The organism is Methanobacterium sp. (assembly GCA_012838205.1).
GTDB lineage: Archaea > Methanobacteriota > Methanobacteria > Methanobacteriales > Methanobacteriaceae > Methanobacterium.
On the sequence record DUPR01000065.1, the window covers coordinates 13,550 to 29,495 of the forward strand.

Below are 15,946 nucleotides of genomic sequence, written 5' to 3' on the forward strand. Positions count from 1 at the left end.
AATTAATATTATATATGGGAACCCCCGATAATGTCTTCATATAACTTGACCCAACTTTTAGCCAATATACAATATAGTATGGCAGATAAAGTCACAAAACACGATTGTTTCAATGAAGTAAATGTTTTGACAGGTGTTGATGTTTCATTTGCAGTTGATAATGAGGCTGTTGCCGCTGCTGTAGTTATGAAAGCTGAAGGGCTGGAAGTTGTTGAGAAAAAAACCAGGAATGTGAAGTTATTTTTCCCTTACATACCCGGGTTTCTAGGTGTTCGAGAGGCCGATGCTGTTATTTCTGTTGTTAATACTCTTGAAAGTGATTTTGATGTTCTAATAGTTAACGGTCATGGTATTATGCATCCCCATGGTTTTGGACTGGCTTCCCATGTGGGTGTGTTCTTAGATGTGCCCACCATGGGTGTGGCAAAAAGGTTAACTGGTGGAAGTTATATAAAGGAGGCCACCCAACAAGACCACGCCAATAATGAAGCCCAACTCATACAACAAGATAATCGCATAGTAGGGGCCTTTTTTAGGGGAAAATACATTAGTGTTGGCCATAAAATATCCTTGAAAACTGCTTTAAACATTGCAATGATAACCAGCATTTATAAAACCCCTGAACCCTTAAGGCAAGCCCATATGCTGGCAACTGAAACTTTTAAACATGAATTGAATGAAAACAGAAGGAAATAAAATGGAAATTAAAGGAATTATTGTCTCTGGAACCCATGAAGGGAGTTATTTCATGTCTTTAGATGTCTATCAGGGGGAATTCAAGGAAAAACTTGGATTCAAACCATTTCCTGGTACTCTTAACCTAGAAATATCTAAGAAAGATGCAAAATCATTAATTGATCTACGTGAGCATATGGGAATTATTAAGGGAAGCGGCAAGTTTGGAGATGTTAAATTCTTACCAGCCCAGTTGAACAGGGAAATAAGTGGCGCTATATTATTTCCAGTTAAAACAGAGCATTCTGATGAAATTTTGGAGTTTGTGGCAGAGGAAAATCTCAGGAAAGCATATCACTTTAAAGATGGAGACCCCACCACTGTAAAAATTGATGAAGTAAGATTTATTAAATGAGATTGATTATTGTTTTTTTAAGTATTGATATGTTTCAAAAATCAATGCAATTATGAGACCTTACTCAATAGTATAGTTACAAAATATTTACTCAAAAAAAAATCTAATCTTGTGATCATATGATAAAAAGAGCCATAGAATCCTTTAAGAAAGGAGAAATAGTTTTAATCTTTGATGATGATAACCGTGAACGGGAAACCGACATGATTTTGGCTGCGGAGTTCATAACCCCTCAGCACATGACCACCATTAGAAATGATGCCGGTGGTCTGGTTTGTGTGCCAATATCCTCCAAAATATCCGATAAACTAGGTATTCCATTCATGACCGATGTAATGGAAGCAGCAAGTGACAAATATCCTGTTTTAACAAGTTTATCACCCACAGATATTCCATATGACGAGAAATCAGCTTTTTCCATCACTGTAAACCATAGGAAGACCTTCACCGGAATTACTGATAATGATCGTGCTTATACCATTAAAGAATTAGGATTGTTATGTAAAAAAGGTAACTTCGCAGATTTTGGGAATAATTTCAGATCTCCAGGCCATGTGACTCTCCTTAGAGCATCTGAAGGTCATGTGTTAAAGAGAAAAGGCCATACTGAGATGAGTGTTGCTTTGGCTGAAATGGCTGGTTTAACTGAAGTTGCAGTTTGTTGTGAAATGATGGATGATGTTACTGGTAATTCAATGACCACTGCTGATGTGGCAGAGTATGCCAAAAAAAATGACTTAGTATTTTTAAGTGGTGCAGAATTAATTGAAGGTTACCATGAATTTAAAGATATATAAAAAACCTTTAATTATTTTTAATAATTTTTACTCTTATTTTTTTCAACTAGTTATCAATAAAATCATTTTTTATTTCTTTATAAGAAGAATAACCGGTGAATTTGGGTGTTTCGCCCATTTTTATAATTTTATTAAGATCCAAATGCTTTTCTACTGTTTCAGTAGCTTTATAACAGAAATCTTCCAGCTTGATCTCCACTTCTGGAGTTCCACCCCGGGCAGCTAACTGAACCTTGGGCACTTTTCCCAACCATTCAAGCTGTGTAGTATTTTTGAGATAGGTTAATGCTGTTTCAGCTATTTTTTCATCGTAAACTTTGTTTAATATTGCCCCTTGGACTTTAATACCAATTTTCTGCATCATATCAGTATGGGAAGCAAGGTCTATTGCAGCAGTTTCTATACCCCCCTTATTGCAACCAGTGACAAGTAGGACAGGAATTTTTCCTGCTTTAGCGATTTCAGCAGCAGAAAACGGGGTTTTTTTATTTAAAATCCCTGTGAAAATACTCATAACTCCTTCCACCAGGATTAAATCGTATTTATGTCCATTGACATTGGCAATAATTTCTTCCAAGCTTTTCCAGCCCAATCCTCCAATTTGAATAGACGAATATTTCCCCATTTTATCTTTATTAAGGTATAATGACGGCACTAAATCTCTTATATCTGGACCTACCTTAAGAACCCCAACTTTATATCCTTTTTTACGCAAAGCCCCCACAATACCTGTAGTGATGAAAGTTTTTCCAGAATCTGATCCTGTGCCGGCAATCATGAGCCAAGTTGGTGTCGGTTTATCTGTTGATAAACGGTAATGGGAGTAAATATCCAGTCCAATCCCCACTTCTCTTTTCATTTTCTTAACAAGTGCCTTGTTATCTTCATAAATTTTTAAAATATCTTTTTGATTGGCATCAATAAATTTTAAGATATTATCGCCTAAAGATGGGTTTTCATCCAGAGAAGCATGTACCATTGTACCAATTACATTACCTTCGTCATTACGAACCCCTGACAAAATCATTCTTGGATTATCTGTGTAATTTATCCTTTGAACTTTTGAAAAAAAGATTGGCGGTGCATTTCCCCTGATGTCTCCGTAAGTATGGCAGTGAAACCCAGTGATAGTCTGACCTACCATTCCTTTGGTGAGGAAAGATTCATCTACTACTTCTGATTCTACCCGATCTGTTCCGATTAATGGGTGAAAAGTAACATCTAAAATTCCTAATCCATCTCTTTCAACAGGACAAGGAGATTTTCTGCCAATATCTGTTTTTTTGGCCAAAACTTGGAATCCAGAGCACATGCCCAAGATGAATTTGCCTTGACTATCCATTTTTTTAATAACAGTTTCAACTTCCCGACTGATGCTTTGAGATTCAATGATACTCCCACCTGGAAGTATTAGGCCATCTAAGACTTCGTAAGCCTTTTGTCCCTTGATCATGCCATTTTCCTTTAATAGGTGGGTGGGAAGTTTACCGAAGTTTTCGAAGGCAGGTAATGATCCGTTAACGTATAGGAGGCCAATACTTTTCATGGAATCCTCAAATTTTATATTTTTAATATACAAACATTACAGCTTTTTTCTAAAAAATAGACTAATTTAACTCCTCAAACGCTGCCATTATTTGGATGATTTTTTCATCTTCTAGTGGTTTAGCTTGGAATTGTATTCCCACCGGGATTCCATCTACATCACCTGCAGGGGTGCTGGCTCCAGGTATCCCTGACAAATTAGCCATAACTGTCAGGATGTCATAGGCGTATATTTCCATTGGTTCCAGTTCCATGCCTACTTTATGCGGTAGTTTAGGTACTGTTGGACCTACAAGCACGTCTACATCTTTTAAAAGCCCGGTAATTTCTTTTTTTATGAGTGATCTAGCCTGTAATGCTTTTTTGTAATATTTTCCACTGTATTCTTTCTGGCTGATGTAGGATCCCATGTGTATTCTGCGGAGTACTTCATCTCCACAAGCTTCTTCAATGCGTTCCCCATATTTTCGACCATCATATTTTCTAGTGGCTGAGAAGAATTCAACAAAGTTTATTAGATAAAAAGTTGGCAGACATAATTCCAGAGAATCGAAGTTTAATTCCACTACTTCAGCACCTGCCTCTTGCATTTGGTTGATGCGATCTTCAATTATATTGACGATAGACTCATCAGAGACATCAAAAAATTCTTGCACTACCCCCAGCCGCATGCCTTTTAAGGAATCTTGCATATCTTTGATGCTGGCTGAAAAATCAGGTACATTCCAGTCAATAGTTGTACACTCCAAACTATCTTTTCCTGCAATAACATCCATCATTAAAGCGATTCCACTTGTATCCACTGCAAATGGGCCGATTTGGTCGAAGCTCATGGCTAGATCAAGAAGTCCCTGTCTGCTTACTGCACCATAAGTAGGTTTGAATCCCATCACACCACAGTGGGATGCTGGGTTTCTGATGGATCCTCCTGTGTCAGAGCCCAGAGCAAGATCACACATTTGGGCAGCTACTGCTGCAGCACTTCCCCCACTAGATCCACCTGGTATTCGTTCGGGCGCTCTAGGGTTTAGTGTAGGACCGTGGAATGATGTTTCAGTGGAATTTCCTGCAGCAAATTCATCCATGTTAGTCATTCCCACAATAATACCATCTTCGGCCTTTATCCGTCTGATTACTGTGGCATCATAAGTTCCAATATAGTTTTCCAGTGTCTTGGAGGCAGCAGTGACATGAAAATCCTCCACATTAATGTTATTTTTAATTCCTATGACCAAACCAGCAAGTTTCCCAACTTTTTCACCATTAGCTATCCTATTATCAATCTCTTTAGCATTTTTCAGAGCTTCATCAGTTTTTAACTCTACAAATGCATTTATTTTTGGATTGTGTTTATTGATTCTATCAATGAATTTTTCCAAGTTATCTGATGCTTTCTTCTCGCGGTTCCTGATTGATTGTGATTTTTCCAAAATATTCATGTTCCCACCTTTACGTGAGTAGTGACTTGCCCTAATTTCTACCATTCTTTGATTTAGAAAATTAATCTTATTATATTTACCATTGGTACACATGAACACATAAAAAAAACTTGATATTTTTTTTATTATTATTCTAATTTTTCAGAAAATATAATAGATTCCCTGGATCAAGGACCCCCAGCAAATAGAGAAGTATTATTAAAATTGGCTGGTGAATTAAATAAATAAAAAGAGAATTCCTACCAATATAGCTGAATATCCTAATTAACATATTTGTCGAAAGATCAGGTAGATAATATCCTCGCTTATAATTCTTGTAAAGGGTTCTGCCTGTAAATTGCCCTAGGGAAACTACACCCAACCAGGGGAGTAAAGGGAAATAATCCACGGTGATGAATACGGAAGGTTTCAAACCTAACCATATCAGCCAAGGATATGTTACAGTGATTTGTGCAAAAATGAATCCCAAAATTATGAAAACTATCCCCAAAACTAAGTTAAGGTACTTTTTATTTAATAAGGGATACTCTAAAATAATTGCTATTCCAATAAAATGTAGAATACCAAAGACTATGAAATCATAGGGTATAAACAACCAAGTGACCAGAGTTATGAAAATACCAAGGAAAAATATTTTGACTCCCCTTTTTAAGTACTTTAGAAAAAAATTTGTTTTTCCATTATTTTCAGCCAGAATCTGGGCGCGAGAGTAACTTAAAGTAAGTGAAACCCCTACCAAAAAAATAAAGATGAAAGCAGTTGTTCTGGCAAGAATAAAAAGAATTCCTGATGAAACATCCAATTGACATATTCCAAAATAGGTTAAATCAAAGAATAAATGGTAAATTACCATCATCAATATGGCTAACCCCCTGAAAACATCCACCTCCCAGAAACGCTCATAAATATCCATAAAATTCCCTGTAATTGTAAATCAACAGAATATTAGGTACTGATATTGAATTAACTTTTTACTTTTTTATACAAGTTGTCATCAGATTTTTCAGTGTATTTATAACAAATTTCCTTAAAAATACTCTCATTTCCATACAGGAGTTAAAGTTAAATGTTGAGGGCATTATAAAAATCATCGCGAAAATCCTAGTTTAAAAAAAAATGTAATTCAATTATAAAAAATTTTAGGTAAAAACATGCAAAAAACTCTTCTCTTAAAACAGAGTGATATTAAAAATTTCATCAAAATGAAAGAAGTAATAGATGTAGTTGAAACTGCATTTAAAGCTTTTGCACTACGCGATGTTCAGATGCCAGCAAAAGAGTACTTGTTTTTCAGTGATGGAGATTTGCGAATCATGCCCTGTTATGTTCAGAGCAAAGAAGAAGCTGGAGTTAAATGTGTTAGTGTACATCCACAAAATCCCCTTAAACAAAAATTACCTGCAGTTATGGCCATTATAGAATTGATAGATCCTCAAACAGGTTATCCCCTCGCAGTTATGGATGGCACCCTTATAACTGACATGAGAACTGGTGCGGCTGCAGGGGTGGCCACTAAATACCTTGCAAAATCAGATTCAAAGGTTTTAGGAATAATTGGGGCTGGTAAACAAGCCCGTACACAATTAATGGCCCTTAATGAAGTTATGGACATTCAGAAAGCAAGAGTATTTTGTAGAACTTGCAGTACGCGGACTAAATTTGCAGAAACCGCCTCTAAAACTTATAGTTTGGATGTTGAAGCAGTTGAAACTCCTGAAATTGCAGTTAAAAATGCAGATGTGGTTGTTACGACAACTCCTTCTCGAAAACCATTTATTAAAGCTGACTGGATCAGCCCTGGAACTCATATCAATGCCATGGGAGCTGATGCTCCAACTAAACAAGAATTAGAACCTGAGTTACTCCTCAAATCAAAGATAATCATAGATTCTTGGGCTCAAGCCAGCCACAGTGGTGAAATAAATACTCCTGTGGCCCGGAAAATCTTAAAAAGAAAAGATATTCACGCTAAACTGGGAGATGTTATAGTTGGAAATGCAACAGGAAGAGAAGGTGATGAAATCACCATCTTTGATTCAACTGGCTTGGCTGTTCAAGATGTGGTAACTGCTGGAATGATCTACAGACAAGCTAGAAAAAAGGGCTTTGGAACAGAATTTAATTTTTTAAAATGATTTAATGCGTTTTGTGTCCAAATAATCCAAACCTTTCAATTTATGAGAATTACATATATTATTGATAGAGAAAAAAACTATATTAAACAAAATAATTGAGTAAAAATTGATAAATGGAGTTTTTTGATTGGAATGTGGATAGAAATTATATTGTTTGTTGTGGCATCATTCTGGGTTGGTTTATCCGGTGCAATGGTTCCAGGTCCAATGCTCAGTGTTACCATCTCTGATTCCATGAAAAAAGGATCAAAAGCTGGTCCTCTGGTTGTATTTGGACACTATATTGCTGAGATAATCATAATAATACTCTTGATTCTTGGACTTGGATGGTTGATTAAATCTGAAATTGTCACTATGATAATCGGAGGCATGGGTGGTTTAATGCTGATTTATATCGGTTATTCCATGTCTAAATCTCCGGTGCCCGAAAAAAATTCTTCAAAAGAAAATCTTGTTGAAACTAGGGGATCGATTCTTAGTGGAATTATAAGCAGTTTATCTAACCCCTATTTCTATTTGTGGTGGGCGACTGTGGGTTGGGCTTTCATGGTTAAGGGAATCGAATTAGCAGGAATAATTGGAATATTTGGTTTCTTAATAGGCCATTGGGGGGCTGATCTAGCATGGTATAGTTTAGTATCTTGTTTTGCAAGTAAAGGAAGATATTTATTATCTGGAAAACGTTATAGAATAGTAATGAACATGTGTGGAATTTTTTTAATATTATTAGGACTTTATTTTATCTATTCAACTATAATAAAATAGCTACGGATAAAAAAAACTTTTTTCGCCCTAATTTTCAGAAAGATTTTTATTTAAGTTATTTATAAATGATTAAATATATGAAAGCAGTGGTTTTTGACAACTCCGGAACATTAATTTCACGATACAGGGCAATTAAAGACATTAAATCCGGACTTATAAATGATAATGTCTGTTCAATTGATCTAGTGGATCAAGACCCCAATCGGGCCCTTGTTGTTCTACAGACAGACCCTGCTACTTGTATTATAAATGCCCGTCCAAAACAGACTATTTATGAATTTATCAGTAGAAATAATATTTCTTTCGATATAAGTTATTCTTCTTTAGATTTTGAAAAAAAAGAAATATTGAATCTTATTAAATATGAAAAAACACGAGTAAGTGACATTCAAGACACCATTAGAGCCGTGATTGACAAAAAATACAATGTACAAATATGCAGTGGATCTGGATTTATCCTGAATATATATACCGGTCAGATCGACTTTACCATCACTGCTGGTGGAAAAATATTTCCAGAGGTTTTAGAAGTAGTGGAAGAACTTAAAAGAAGAAATTTCCACATTTACGTGGCATCAGGGGATAGAACTAAATCTTTGGAAGAACTAGCCAATTACATCAACATTCCATCTGAAAATGTTTTTGGCACTGCAAATTCCAAGAGAAAACAAGAGATAGTTAAGGAGCTTAAAAAGAGTTATAGTGTAATGATGGTTGGAAATAGTGCTAATGATATTTTAGCCCTTCAAGAAGCAGATGTTGGAGTGTTAACTACCCAACAAGATGACAAACCTTCTTTAAAAGTTATTAATGCAGCAGATGTGGTTGTGAATAACATAAAAGAAATTTTGGATATTAATTTCTAACTAAAACTGTTATTTATCTGAAAATATTATTGGAAATTTACCTCATTTTCTTAACATATTATCTCCAGATTAGGAATTATTATACTATTAATGCATAATTGAAATTATTAATTCCATGGCATACTCAGTTATCAGTGCACCTTTGAAAAAAGGAAATGTAAGGTAAACAATTCTTGACCTCCATAACAATCTTAGAATTAGAATGGTGATTTATTCTCCAAAAAACCACGAGAAGGAAATTTATGAAATATTCCATAAATTAGGGGATATATCAAGTACAGAGCGGTATAAGATTGTTTTGGTGGGATTTAATTATATTTAGCACTGTAATTCCTAAAACCAGTAGAGTTAACGCAATGACAAAAAAACACCACCCACCGAGTTTCAATCATTTAAGGGTTGATATTAGTAGAACTGATTTGGTTGTAGTTTTCCTGCAATTGAAGGTACTCTAATTTATAAAGATCTTTCCAAGCTTTTAATAGCACTGCGAACAGCTCTTTCTTCCACTACCTTATGCGCTACCAGTAATCCAATTAGCAGTAAAGGTATCAGAATGTCCACAATTAAAGTTGCTCCCACAGTTCCAAGGGCATAATTAGAAACAGAAAGCATATTACTAATATAGGCTATGGCCGCACCTAAATAAAAAACAGAAACGCCGATTACTGTTGCAGTCCAAAAATTACCCCTTATCCAGTAGCACAATAATCCTAAAACACCAAATGCTAGATTGGTAAATGCGACCTCCATTTGGAATGGGTTCCCAACGGCCCAACCAATATTAGATGCAACTTGATTTGCAAAAAACGCGTGTCCTACAAATTCACATAAGGAACCAATACCGACTGTAAAGACCAAAAAAGAAAGCAGAAATATTTCAACAATTCTTTTAATGTTTAAAAATCTCTTGGAATAAAATTGAACCCCTAGTAATATAACTGCAACTACAATGCCCAGTATTAGCCAGGTGTAAGCCATGTCCATTAAATAACCCCCCAAAAAGTATAGAGTTATTATTTATAAAAACACATTACTTGCGTTCAATTATCATTTATTTAATACCTTCCTCCGGGAATCAAATGGAAAGATTTATAAGTTATTTTGAGGGAGTAATTGAAAATTCAACAGTCTAAGGCATGATGCAACTTATTCTTCAAAGTGGAATACAATGTTTACAATTCAATTAAATTAAAATCAGTAGTCCCCATTCCAATTTCTTCAGCATACTCTAGTTGTACCCTTCCATTAACTTCTTCCCAAACCCCTCTAAATTTATCACCGCCAATCTGATGATAATGTTCAAGTAAAGAGTCTTTCAAACCAATTTGTTGATTTACGAGATGATATGATGCAGCATCAAGTGCCACGGGATCAATAGAAGCCATGATTCCGATATCCGGAACAATTGGAGCGTCGCTGAATGATTCACAGTCACAGTCAGGGGTGATGTCCATAAGGAAATTCAAATAACCCACCTTTCCTTGTTTGTTTTTAACTGCACCATAGGCATATTCAACCATTCTCTTGGAAAACTCAGGTAGAGAATCAAAATCAATTTCTATGGCAGATTCTGGACAGTTAGAAAGACAATTATTGCAAGCAATGCATTTTTTTAAATCTATAGTTGCTTTTTGGTTTTGAATGGATATTATAGATAAAGGGCAAAAATCCAGACACGTGGCACAAGCAGTGCAAGAATCGGTTACCACTGGCTTGGAACAGTGATGTTGTTCTATCTTTCCAGGAGCAGCAGCACATCCCATAGCCAAGTTTTTAATAGCTCCCCCGAATCCACTCATCCCATGACCTTTAAAATGTGACAAAACAATCATACTATCAGAATTTTCAATATCTCCTGCTATTTTTACCACGTTGAAATAATTTAAGCCAACTTTTACAGGGACCCAGTTGTTTCCACAAATACCATCAGCAATTATGATAGGTGCATCAGTAACTGCGTAGGCGAAGCCATTTTTAAGGGCAGTTTGCAGATGATCAACTGAATTATGGCGACTCCCATAATAAAGAGTATTGGTATCTGTTAAAAACGGATTAGCATCATTTTCTAAAGTTTTTTCAACAACTGGACGCACCAAAACTGGTTTGAGAAATGTGTCGTTTCCCATTTCTCCAAAATGAAGTTTGATTGCAGTTAAATCATTTTTCTTTAGTAATCCCCCAAAACCTGCTTTGTCAAATAACTGTTTAATTTTGCTATTTTTATTTTCTCCCATGTTTCGAGACCTGAAATTAGAAAAATACACATCGCTAGACATTTTAATCCCCAGAATATCATAAATCTTTTTTTAAATGCATTGATGCTGTTGATTTATCAAAATTTTCATACAGTACATTTCTACTTTTTATAACATTATCATAATTATTTAATTCAATTATTCCCCTTTCTATACCGGAAATTAGGTCTAAATCAAGTGTACCTTTGCCTAGTGATAAGTGCTGGTCTTTTTTTCCGTTGTTATCACTTAAATGATAATAATGGGTGTTTTTTAATTGCAAAAATGATTTAGGATCTTCATTAGTGTTGGCATGACCCAGATCAACAGTAGCACAGCATCCGCATTGATCTAAAAAATAAGCATGTTCATGAGCAGTATTACAGAAATATGCATAGCGAAAAGGCATGTTTTCTAAAGAAAAAATCACACCTACATCTTCAGCATATTGATTAGCCTTCCTAAGAGTTTCAATAGAATATTGTTTGGCCATGTCCCTGATACGATCTTCTAATCGATGAATTAATCCAGGGTGAGTGGTTATTGCCTTAGCACCGATTTTAACTGCCAAATCAAGAGTTTCTTCCAGTTGAATGAGGGTTTCATCCCTTATTCCAGGGTTTAGACTGGCCGGATTAAGATCAATTGTAGGAGCATGTAAATAAACATCTATATCATAAGATGAAAAAACTTCCAACTCATTTGATAGGTTGAGTATGTTTCTAGGCCAGTAAGGACCTTCACAGAGTATTTCAATAAGATCAAAGCCATCACCCTCGGCAATTTCCAGACATTCTTCCAAAGGACGCATGAATAATGCCAAAGTAGAAAATCCTATTTTCATGTTTAGAATCTTTCATATATAATTCTGATAAATATTTCGAATTTTTGCTAGAAATTTTGCTCGAACTAGATGATTGTACAAACCTTTTTATATTACCCATACACTAATTTTATATCTAAAAATAATATATCAAAAATCGATATATACAAAATCAATATATCACTGATTAGAACAATAGGTTGGAACTGTAAATGGACAAAGATTCAAAAACTGCTGATACCCCGAAGGAACAGGAATGGGAATGTCACATTGACGACCTAAATCCCTATGATAAAAAGCTGATCAAAGGACTGATGAGAGGTTTTGCAAGGATTATGATATTATGGCTCATCAGCAAGAAGAAACAGCATGGATATGAAATAATGACCCAAATACATGCCTCATCCCCTCTTGATAAAAAAATGCCTAGTGCCAGCATGATTTATCCAGTACTGCATAAATTAGAAAAAGAAGGGCTGATTAGCGGAACATGGGATCAGCAGGGAAAGAGAAAAGTGAAATTTTATGAAATAACTGATGAAGGCGAGAATAGCCTGAATCGAATACGTCAAATCGCTGCTCATGGGAGGAAAATGGGTACAACAGACTTGTGGAAGGAATTCATGATGGACATGTTTTTCCTTAATGGAGAAATTGGAGATTAATAAATGAAATACGCTATAGAAACATTTGATCTTAGCAAATATTACGGTGATTTCACAGCCGTGGACGCTTTAGATTTGAAAGTTAAAAATAAAACAATATTTGGATTTTTAGGCCCTAATGGGGCTGGTAAAACTACTACTATAAAAATGTTGACTTGTCTAATCCCACCAACATCTGGAACAGCTCATGTGGCCGGTTATGACGTGATAAAAAATCCAAATGAAGTTCGCCAAAAAATAGGCATGGTCCCGCAACTAGTGAGCCTATACGCTGATCTTACTGCCAGAGAAAATGCTGAATTATGTGCAGATTATTATGGAATGCCTAAAGACCTTAAAGAAAAGAGAATCAATGAATTGATGGAATTAGTTGATATCAAATATGCTGAGAATAAACTAGTTAAACAACTATCAGGAGGACAAAAACAAAAAGTATCGGTGGTTGCTAGCCTTGTACATCAGCCAGAAATTCTATTTTTGGATGAACCCACCATCGGATTAGATCCTACAACTAAAAGCGTCCTATGGAACCTTATTGATGAACTAAACCAAAAAGGCCATACCATCATTCTCTGCTCCCACGACATGTACGAAGTGGACATGCTCTGTGATCATGTAGGCATAATTAACCAGGGAAAATTATCAGCCTATGACACCCCACAAGGTCTAAAAGACACCATATTAAAGCAAAAAAATACTATTAAAAGCAATGTGAATGAAATTATGCAGGAAATTGAAAAATCCGATGCTAATACCCATCCTTCTTTTAATAAACTTAAAAAAGCGATAAATAAATCTGAAATGGATGAAGCCAGGGAAATGAGCTTGATAGTAGATAATTCAGATAACAAGTTGATTAAGAAATTATTCCAAATTCCTTGTGTTCTGGACATTGAAACTCACCGATCAGGTAGGCTTACTTTTAAATTAGCCAATACCGAAACTGCAATCACTCAAGTGATATCTGCAATTATGGAGACAGGAAGTAACATAAACTCAATTTCAACTAAAGATCCCTCTTTAGAAGATGTGTTCATCAAAGTAACTGCGAAAAAGGCCAAAAAAATAGAAAAGGAGGGTGATTAAATGTCTGAAACAAAAAAAATTTGGTGGATGATTAAAAAGGATTTATTAGTTCTATGGAGGCATAAACCCCGTTTAGCATCCATATTACTATTCCCAATTCTTATGATCGCCCTTTTTGGTTATGGCATGGGGGGAGAAATTGAAAACATTCCGGTGGTTGTGGTTAAACAGACTGATGGTCCGGTGACCGACGCAACCCTTAACGCTATTAAAGAAATGTCACTATACGATGTTAAGGATATTATCAGTGACCCCCAGCGGGGTCGAGAAATGGTTGAAACAGGACAGATCAAAGCAGCTATCTTGTTGCCTCCAGATTATGAGAATATTAATAGCAGCAACTCAAAGTCCGTGGTTGTTTACGTTGATTCATCCGATCAAATGGCCACACAAATGTTGGTCCCAGCAACCCAAGCCCTCTTTAGCCAAATATCATCTCAAATTGGAATGAAAAAACTCGACGCATTACAAGCTCAATCAACTCAATTGTCTTCCATGCAAGTACAATCCCAAGAAGTTCAGTCCAGTTCATCATTACCTTCTCTTAACTTCCAGAACATTATGAACTCCATCAACTTCCAAGTCAACAAGATTTATGGAGACACAAAATATATTGACTTCCTTGTACCAGCAATTCTGGCCATGACAGTTATGATGGGGGCAATGATGAGTATGGGCGAGTCTTTGGCAGGAGAACGAGAGCGAGGTGAGCTTGCCAGACTTTTCATGACTCCCACCAGTGTTGCCACAGTGGTAGCAGGTAAAATTATATCAAGACTCGTCATTCAAACCACAACAGCCATGATATTGCTTGGTTCAGCCATTTTACTGTTTAATATTACAATATCTGGTAGTTTGTTACTCACCATCGTCTTGCTAATACTGATTGCATTGTGTTTTGTGGGTTTCGGCATAATGGTTTCAGCCCGAGTTGGTACTCAAGAAGACTACGTTCAGATGGTCATGCCCTTTACCATGCCCATGATGTTCATCTCTGGAGTTTTCTATCCACTGGAAACTATGCCTTGGATATTCCAAAAAATAGCATACATAGCACCTTTAACCTATGCTAATGACGCAATGCGAGGAGTTATGTTAAAAGGAGCGACTATAGGGGATATATGGATCGATGTCGCTGTTCTTTTGGGTTTCACATTTTTGTTCTTTGCAATGGGTGTAACTAGGTTTAACAGAGATATTTAGGAGTTTAAATCTAATTGAAAATTTAAAAATTGAATAAGGTGATAATATGAACGTACGTACTAAACAAATTTTATTAGGATTTCTGATAACTTGCATTTTGGCATCACCAGCTCTAGTTGCAGGGGCTGATTGGAATATGTTCCATGAAAACCCCCAACGAACAGGATATCTTGAACAACCCGCTGATTTCACCCCCACTGTCTGGTATTTCAGCACTCAAGGCTCAATAAAGTCATCACCCGCAATTTTAAACAAAGTAGCTTATTTCGGATCATCAGATGGCCATGTGTATGCGGTGAACCTAGAAGACTGTAGTAAATTATGGGATTATAAAACCGACGGAGCTGTAGTATCATCCCCTTCAATTTCTGGAGACTATTTATATGTGGGATCAAAGGACGGATACATTTACGCACAAGATATTAAAAATGGAAATGTTAAATGGAAATATAAAACTGGAAATTCCATAGAATCATCCCCCCTAATCCAAAACAACATGATATTCATTGGTTCAAATGACGGAAGAGTTTATAGCATATATAAATCAAATGGGACTAAAAATTGGGAATATAACACTGGCAACGCAGTTAAATCATCCCCCGTTATCATAAATGATTATTTGATTATCGGTTCAGATGATGGGAAAATTTACGCATTAAACATGGAAACTGGGGATAAAAAATGGGAATACACCACTGGGGATAAGGTACAATCATCCCCCGCTGTGATGAATAATGTTGCCTATGTTGGATCAGATGATGGTAAACTATATGCTATTAATATCAATAATGGGACGCTCAAATGGAACTATGACATGGGAAAACCAGTATATTCATCACCAACAATTGATACCAATGACAATAGCTTATTTGTAGGAGCTGATAATGGGAAAATGGTTTGCTTAGACACGCGAAATGGAGTCGAAAAATGGAGTTATAATGCTACTGGCGCTGTCAAAACATCAGCAGCTATCGTGAAAAATAAAATAGTCTTCGGATCAGATGGAGGCACTGTTTACATTGTAAACAAATATAATGGCAACCTTGAATGGAATTATAATCCAGGTTATGGCATAATTAACCAAGCCATTCAATCATCTCCAGCAGTTTATGGAAACATGATCTACATCGGTGCTGATGATGGATCCCTGTATGCCTTGAACAATGACAAAATGAATGGACCAACCTCAGTATACGCTTATTACATAGGTGGAACTCTTGTGATCTTGGCCATTTTCTTGGTTGCAGTTAAAATAATCCGTAAACGAAGTAAGAAAGCAGAATGAATACTTTTAA

16 protein-coding genes are annotated in these 15,946 nt (G+C 35.9%); 10 read left to right on the plus strand and 6 right to left on the minus strand.

Going from position 1 to position 15,946, the window contains the following annotated elements; genetic code table 11:
• Positions 1-30: 30 nt before the first annotated feature.
• The 3 genes from GXZ72_09225 (at position 31) to ribB (ending at position 1,887) form a co-directional block, all read left to right on the plus strand.
• Positions 31-696, plus strand: a complete 666-nt coding sequence (locus tag GXZ72_09225; protein HHT19724.1) for an endonuclease V — start codon at positions 31-33, stop codon at positions 694-696.
• Position 697: 1 nt separating this feature from the next.
• Entirely contained in the window at positions 698-1,090 is a 393-nt protein-coding gene (locus GXZ72_09230; GenBank protein HHT19725.1) for a CTP-dependent riboflavin kinase, read from the plus strand.
• Between the two features lie 119 nt (positions 1,091-1,209).
• Positions 1,210-1,887, plus strand: a complete 678-nt coding sequence (ribB, locus tag GXZ72_09235) for a 3,4-dihydroxy-2-butanone-4-phosphate synthase (GenBank protein ID HHT19726.1) — start codon at positions 1,210-1,212, stop codon at positions 1,885-1,887.
• Between the two features lie 46 nt (positions 1,888-1,933).
• On the opposite strand, the gene GXZ72_09240 is transcribed toward ribB, so the two are convergent.
• The 3 genes from GXZ72_09240 to GXZ72_09250 form a co-directional block, all read right to left on the minus strand.
• On the minus strand, positions 1,934-3,433 hold the full coding sequence (locus GXZ72_09240) for an AAA family ATPase (GenBank protein ID HHT19727.1): 1,500 nt from the start codon (positions 3,431-3,433) through the stop codon (positions 1,934-1,936).
• A 61-nt stretch (positions 3,434-3,494) separates the two neighbouring features.
• Positions 3,495-4,871, minus strand: coding sequence for an Asp-tRNA(Asn)/Glu-tRNA(Gln) amidotransferase subunit GatA (gene gatA, locus GXZ72_09245; protein ID HHT19728.1), 1,377 nt, complete (start codon positions 4,869-4,871; stop codon positions 3,495-3,497).
• A 133-nt stretch (positions 4,872-5,004) separates the two neighbouring features.
• Positions 5,005-5,784: a DUF1624 domain-containing protein gene (locus tag GXZ72_09250; GenBank protein HHT19729.1), complete on the minus strand. Its 780-nt coding sequence runs from the start codon at positions 5,782-5,784 to the stop codon at positions 5,005-5,007.
• Positions 5,785-6,022: 238 nt separating this feature from the next.
• On the opposite strand from GXZ72_09250, the gene GXZ72_09255 reads away from it, so the two are divergent.
• The 3 genes from GXZ72_09255 (at position 6,023) to GXZ72_09265 (ending at position 8,637) form a co-directional block, all read left to right on the plus strand.
• Complete coding sequence (locus GXZ72_09255) at positions 6,023-7,006, plus strand: alanine dehydrogenase (protein ID HHT19730.1); 984 nt, start codon at positions 6,023-6,025, stop codon at positions 7,004-7,006.
• Positions 7,007-7,138: 132 nt separating this feature from the next.
• Positions 7,139-7,771 (plus strand): LysE family transporter, encoded by a 633-nt coding sequence (locus tag GXZ72_09260; GenBank protein HHT19731.1) that lies wholly within the window; start codon positions 7,139-7,141, stop codon positions 7,769-7,771.
• 77 nt (positions 7,772-7,848) lie between these two features.
• Positions 7,849-8,637, plus strand: a complete 789-nt coding sequence (locus GXZ72_09265; GenBank protein ID HHT19732.1) for an HAD family hydrolase — start codon at positions 7,849-7,851, stop codon at positions 8,635-8,637.
• Between the two features lie 456 nt (positions 8,638-9,093).
• Here GXZ72_09265 and GXZ72_09270 read toward each other — a convergent pair whose 3' ends face one another.
• The 3 genes from GXZ72_09270 to GXZ72_09280 form a co-directional block, all read right to left on the minus strand.
• Positions 9,094-9,624, minus strand: a complete 531-nt coding sequence (locus tag GXZ72_09270) for a hypothetical protein (GenBank protein ID HHT19733.1) — start codon at positions 9,622-9,624, stop codon at positions 9,094-9,096.
• Between the two features lie 188 nt (positions 9,625-9,812).
• Positions 9,813-10,916: a DUF362 domain-containing protein gene (locus GXZ72_09275; protein ID HHT19734.1), complete on the minus strand. Its 1,104-nt coding sequence runs from the start codon at positions 10,914-10,916 to the stop codon at positions 9,813-9,815.
• Between the two features lie 16 nt (positions 10,917-10,932).
• Positions 10,933-11,718 (minus strand): sugar phosphate isomerase/epimerase, encoded by a 786-nt coding sequence (locus GXZ72_09280; GenBank protein ID HHT19735.1) that lies wholly within the window; start codon positions 11,716-11,718, stop codon positions 10,933-10,935.
• A 191-nt stretch (positions 11,719-11,909) separates the two neighbouring features.
• Here GXZ72_09280 and GXZ72_09285 point away from each other — a divergent pair, with 191 nt between their 5' ends.
• The 4 genes from GXZ72_09285 to GXZ72_09300 are packed head-to-tail and all read left to right on the plus strand — an operon-like array spanning position 11,910 to position 15,936.
• On the plus strand, positions 11,910-12,362 hold the full coding sequence (locus GXZ72_09285; GenBank protein HHT19736.1) for a PadR family transcriptional regulator: 453 nt from the start codon (positions 11,910-11,912) through the stop codon (positions 12,360-12,362).
• 3 nt (positions 12,363-12,365) lie between these two features.
• Positions 12,366-13,448 (plus strand): ATP-binding cassette domain-containing protein, encoded by a 1,083-nt coding sequence (locus GXZ72_09290; GenBank protein HHT19737.1) that lies wholly within the window; start codon positions 12,366-12,368, stop codon positions 13,446-13,448.
• Positions 13,449-14,651 (plus strand): ABC-2 transporter permease, encoded by a 1,203-nt coding sequence (locus tag GXZ72_09295; protein ID HHT19738.1) that lies wholly within the window; start codon positions 13,449-13,451, stop codon positions 14,649-14,651.
• 46 nt (positions 14,652-14,697) lie between these two features.
• Complete coding sequence (locus GXZ72_09300; protein HHT19739.1) at positions 14,698-15,936, plus strand: PQQ-binding-like beta-propeller repeat protein; 1,239 nt, start codon at positions 14,698-14,700, stop codon at positions 15,934-15,936.
• Positions 15,937-15,946: the final 10 nt, after the last annotated feature.

What these genes read in the sequence shown, in the direction of transcription:
- GXZ72_09230 (HHT19725.1), top strand. Translation starts at nt 698, where the DNA reads ATGGAAATTAAAGGAATTATTGTCTCTGGAACCCATGAAGGGAGTTAT.
- gatA (HHT19728.1), bottom strand. Translation starts at nt 4,871, where the DNA reads ATGAATATTTTGGAAAAATCACAATCAATCAGGAACCGCGAGAAGAAA.
- GXZ72_09225 (HHT19724.1), top strand. Translation starts at nt 31, where the DNA reads ATGTCTTCATATAACTTGACCCAACTTTTAGCCAATATACAATATAGT.
- ribB (HHT19726.1), top strand. Translation starts at nt 1,210, where the DNA reads ATGATAAAAAGAGCCATAGAATCCTTTAAGAAAGGAGAAATAGTTTTA.
- GXZ72_09265 (HHT19732.1), top strand. Translation starts at nt 7,849, where the DNA reads ATGAAAGCAGTGGTTTTTGACAACTCCGGAACATTAATTTCACGATAC.
- GXZ72_09270 (HHT19733.1), bottom strand. Translation starts at nt 9,624, where the DNA reads ATGGACATGGCTTACACCTGGCTAATACTGGGCATTGTAGTTGCAGTT.
- GXZ72_09260 (HHT19731.1), top strand. Translation starts at nt 7,139, where the DNA reads ATGTGGATAGAAATTATATTGTTTGTTGTGGCATCATTCTGGGTTGGT.
- GXZ72_09285 (HHT19736.1), top strand. Translation starts at nt 11,910, where the DNA reads ATGGACAAAGATTCAAAAACTGCTGATACCCCGAAGGAACAGGAATGG.
- GXZ72_09290 (HHT19737.1), top strand. Translation starts at nt 12,366, where the DNA reads ATGAAATACGCTATAGAAACATTTGATCTTAGCAAATATTACGGTGAT.
- GXZ72_09240 (HHT19727.1), bottom strand. Translation starts at nt 3,433, where the DNA reads ATGAAAAGTATTGGCCTCCTATACGTTAACGGATCATTACCTGCCTTC.
- GXZ72_09255 (HHT19730.1), top strand. Translation starts at nt 6,023, where the DNA reads ATGCAAAAAACTCTTCTCTTAAAACAGAGTGATATTAAAAATTTCATC.
- GXZ72_09280 (HHT19735.1), bottom strand. Translation starts at nt 11,718, where the DNA reads ATGAAAATAGGATTTTCTACTTTGGCATTATTCATGCGTCCTTTGGAA.
- GXZ72_09250 (HHT19729.1), bottom strand. Translation starts at nt 5,784, where the DNA reads ATGGATATTTATGAGCGTTTCTGGGAGGTGGATGTTTTCAGGGGGTTA.
- GXZ72_09295 (HHT19738.1), top strand. Translation starts at nt 13,449, where the DNA reads ATGTCTGAAACAAAAAAAATTTGGTGGATGATTAAAAAGGATTTATTA.
- GXZ72_09275 (HHT19734.1), bottom strand. Translation starts at nt 10,916, where the DNA reads ATGTCTAGCGATGTGTATTTTTCTAATTTCAGGTCTCGAAACATGGGA.
- GXZ72_09300 (HHT19739.1), top strand. Translation starts at nt 14,698, where the DNA reads ATGAACGTACGTACTAAACAAATTTTATTAGGATTTCTGATAACTTGC.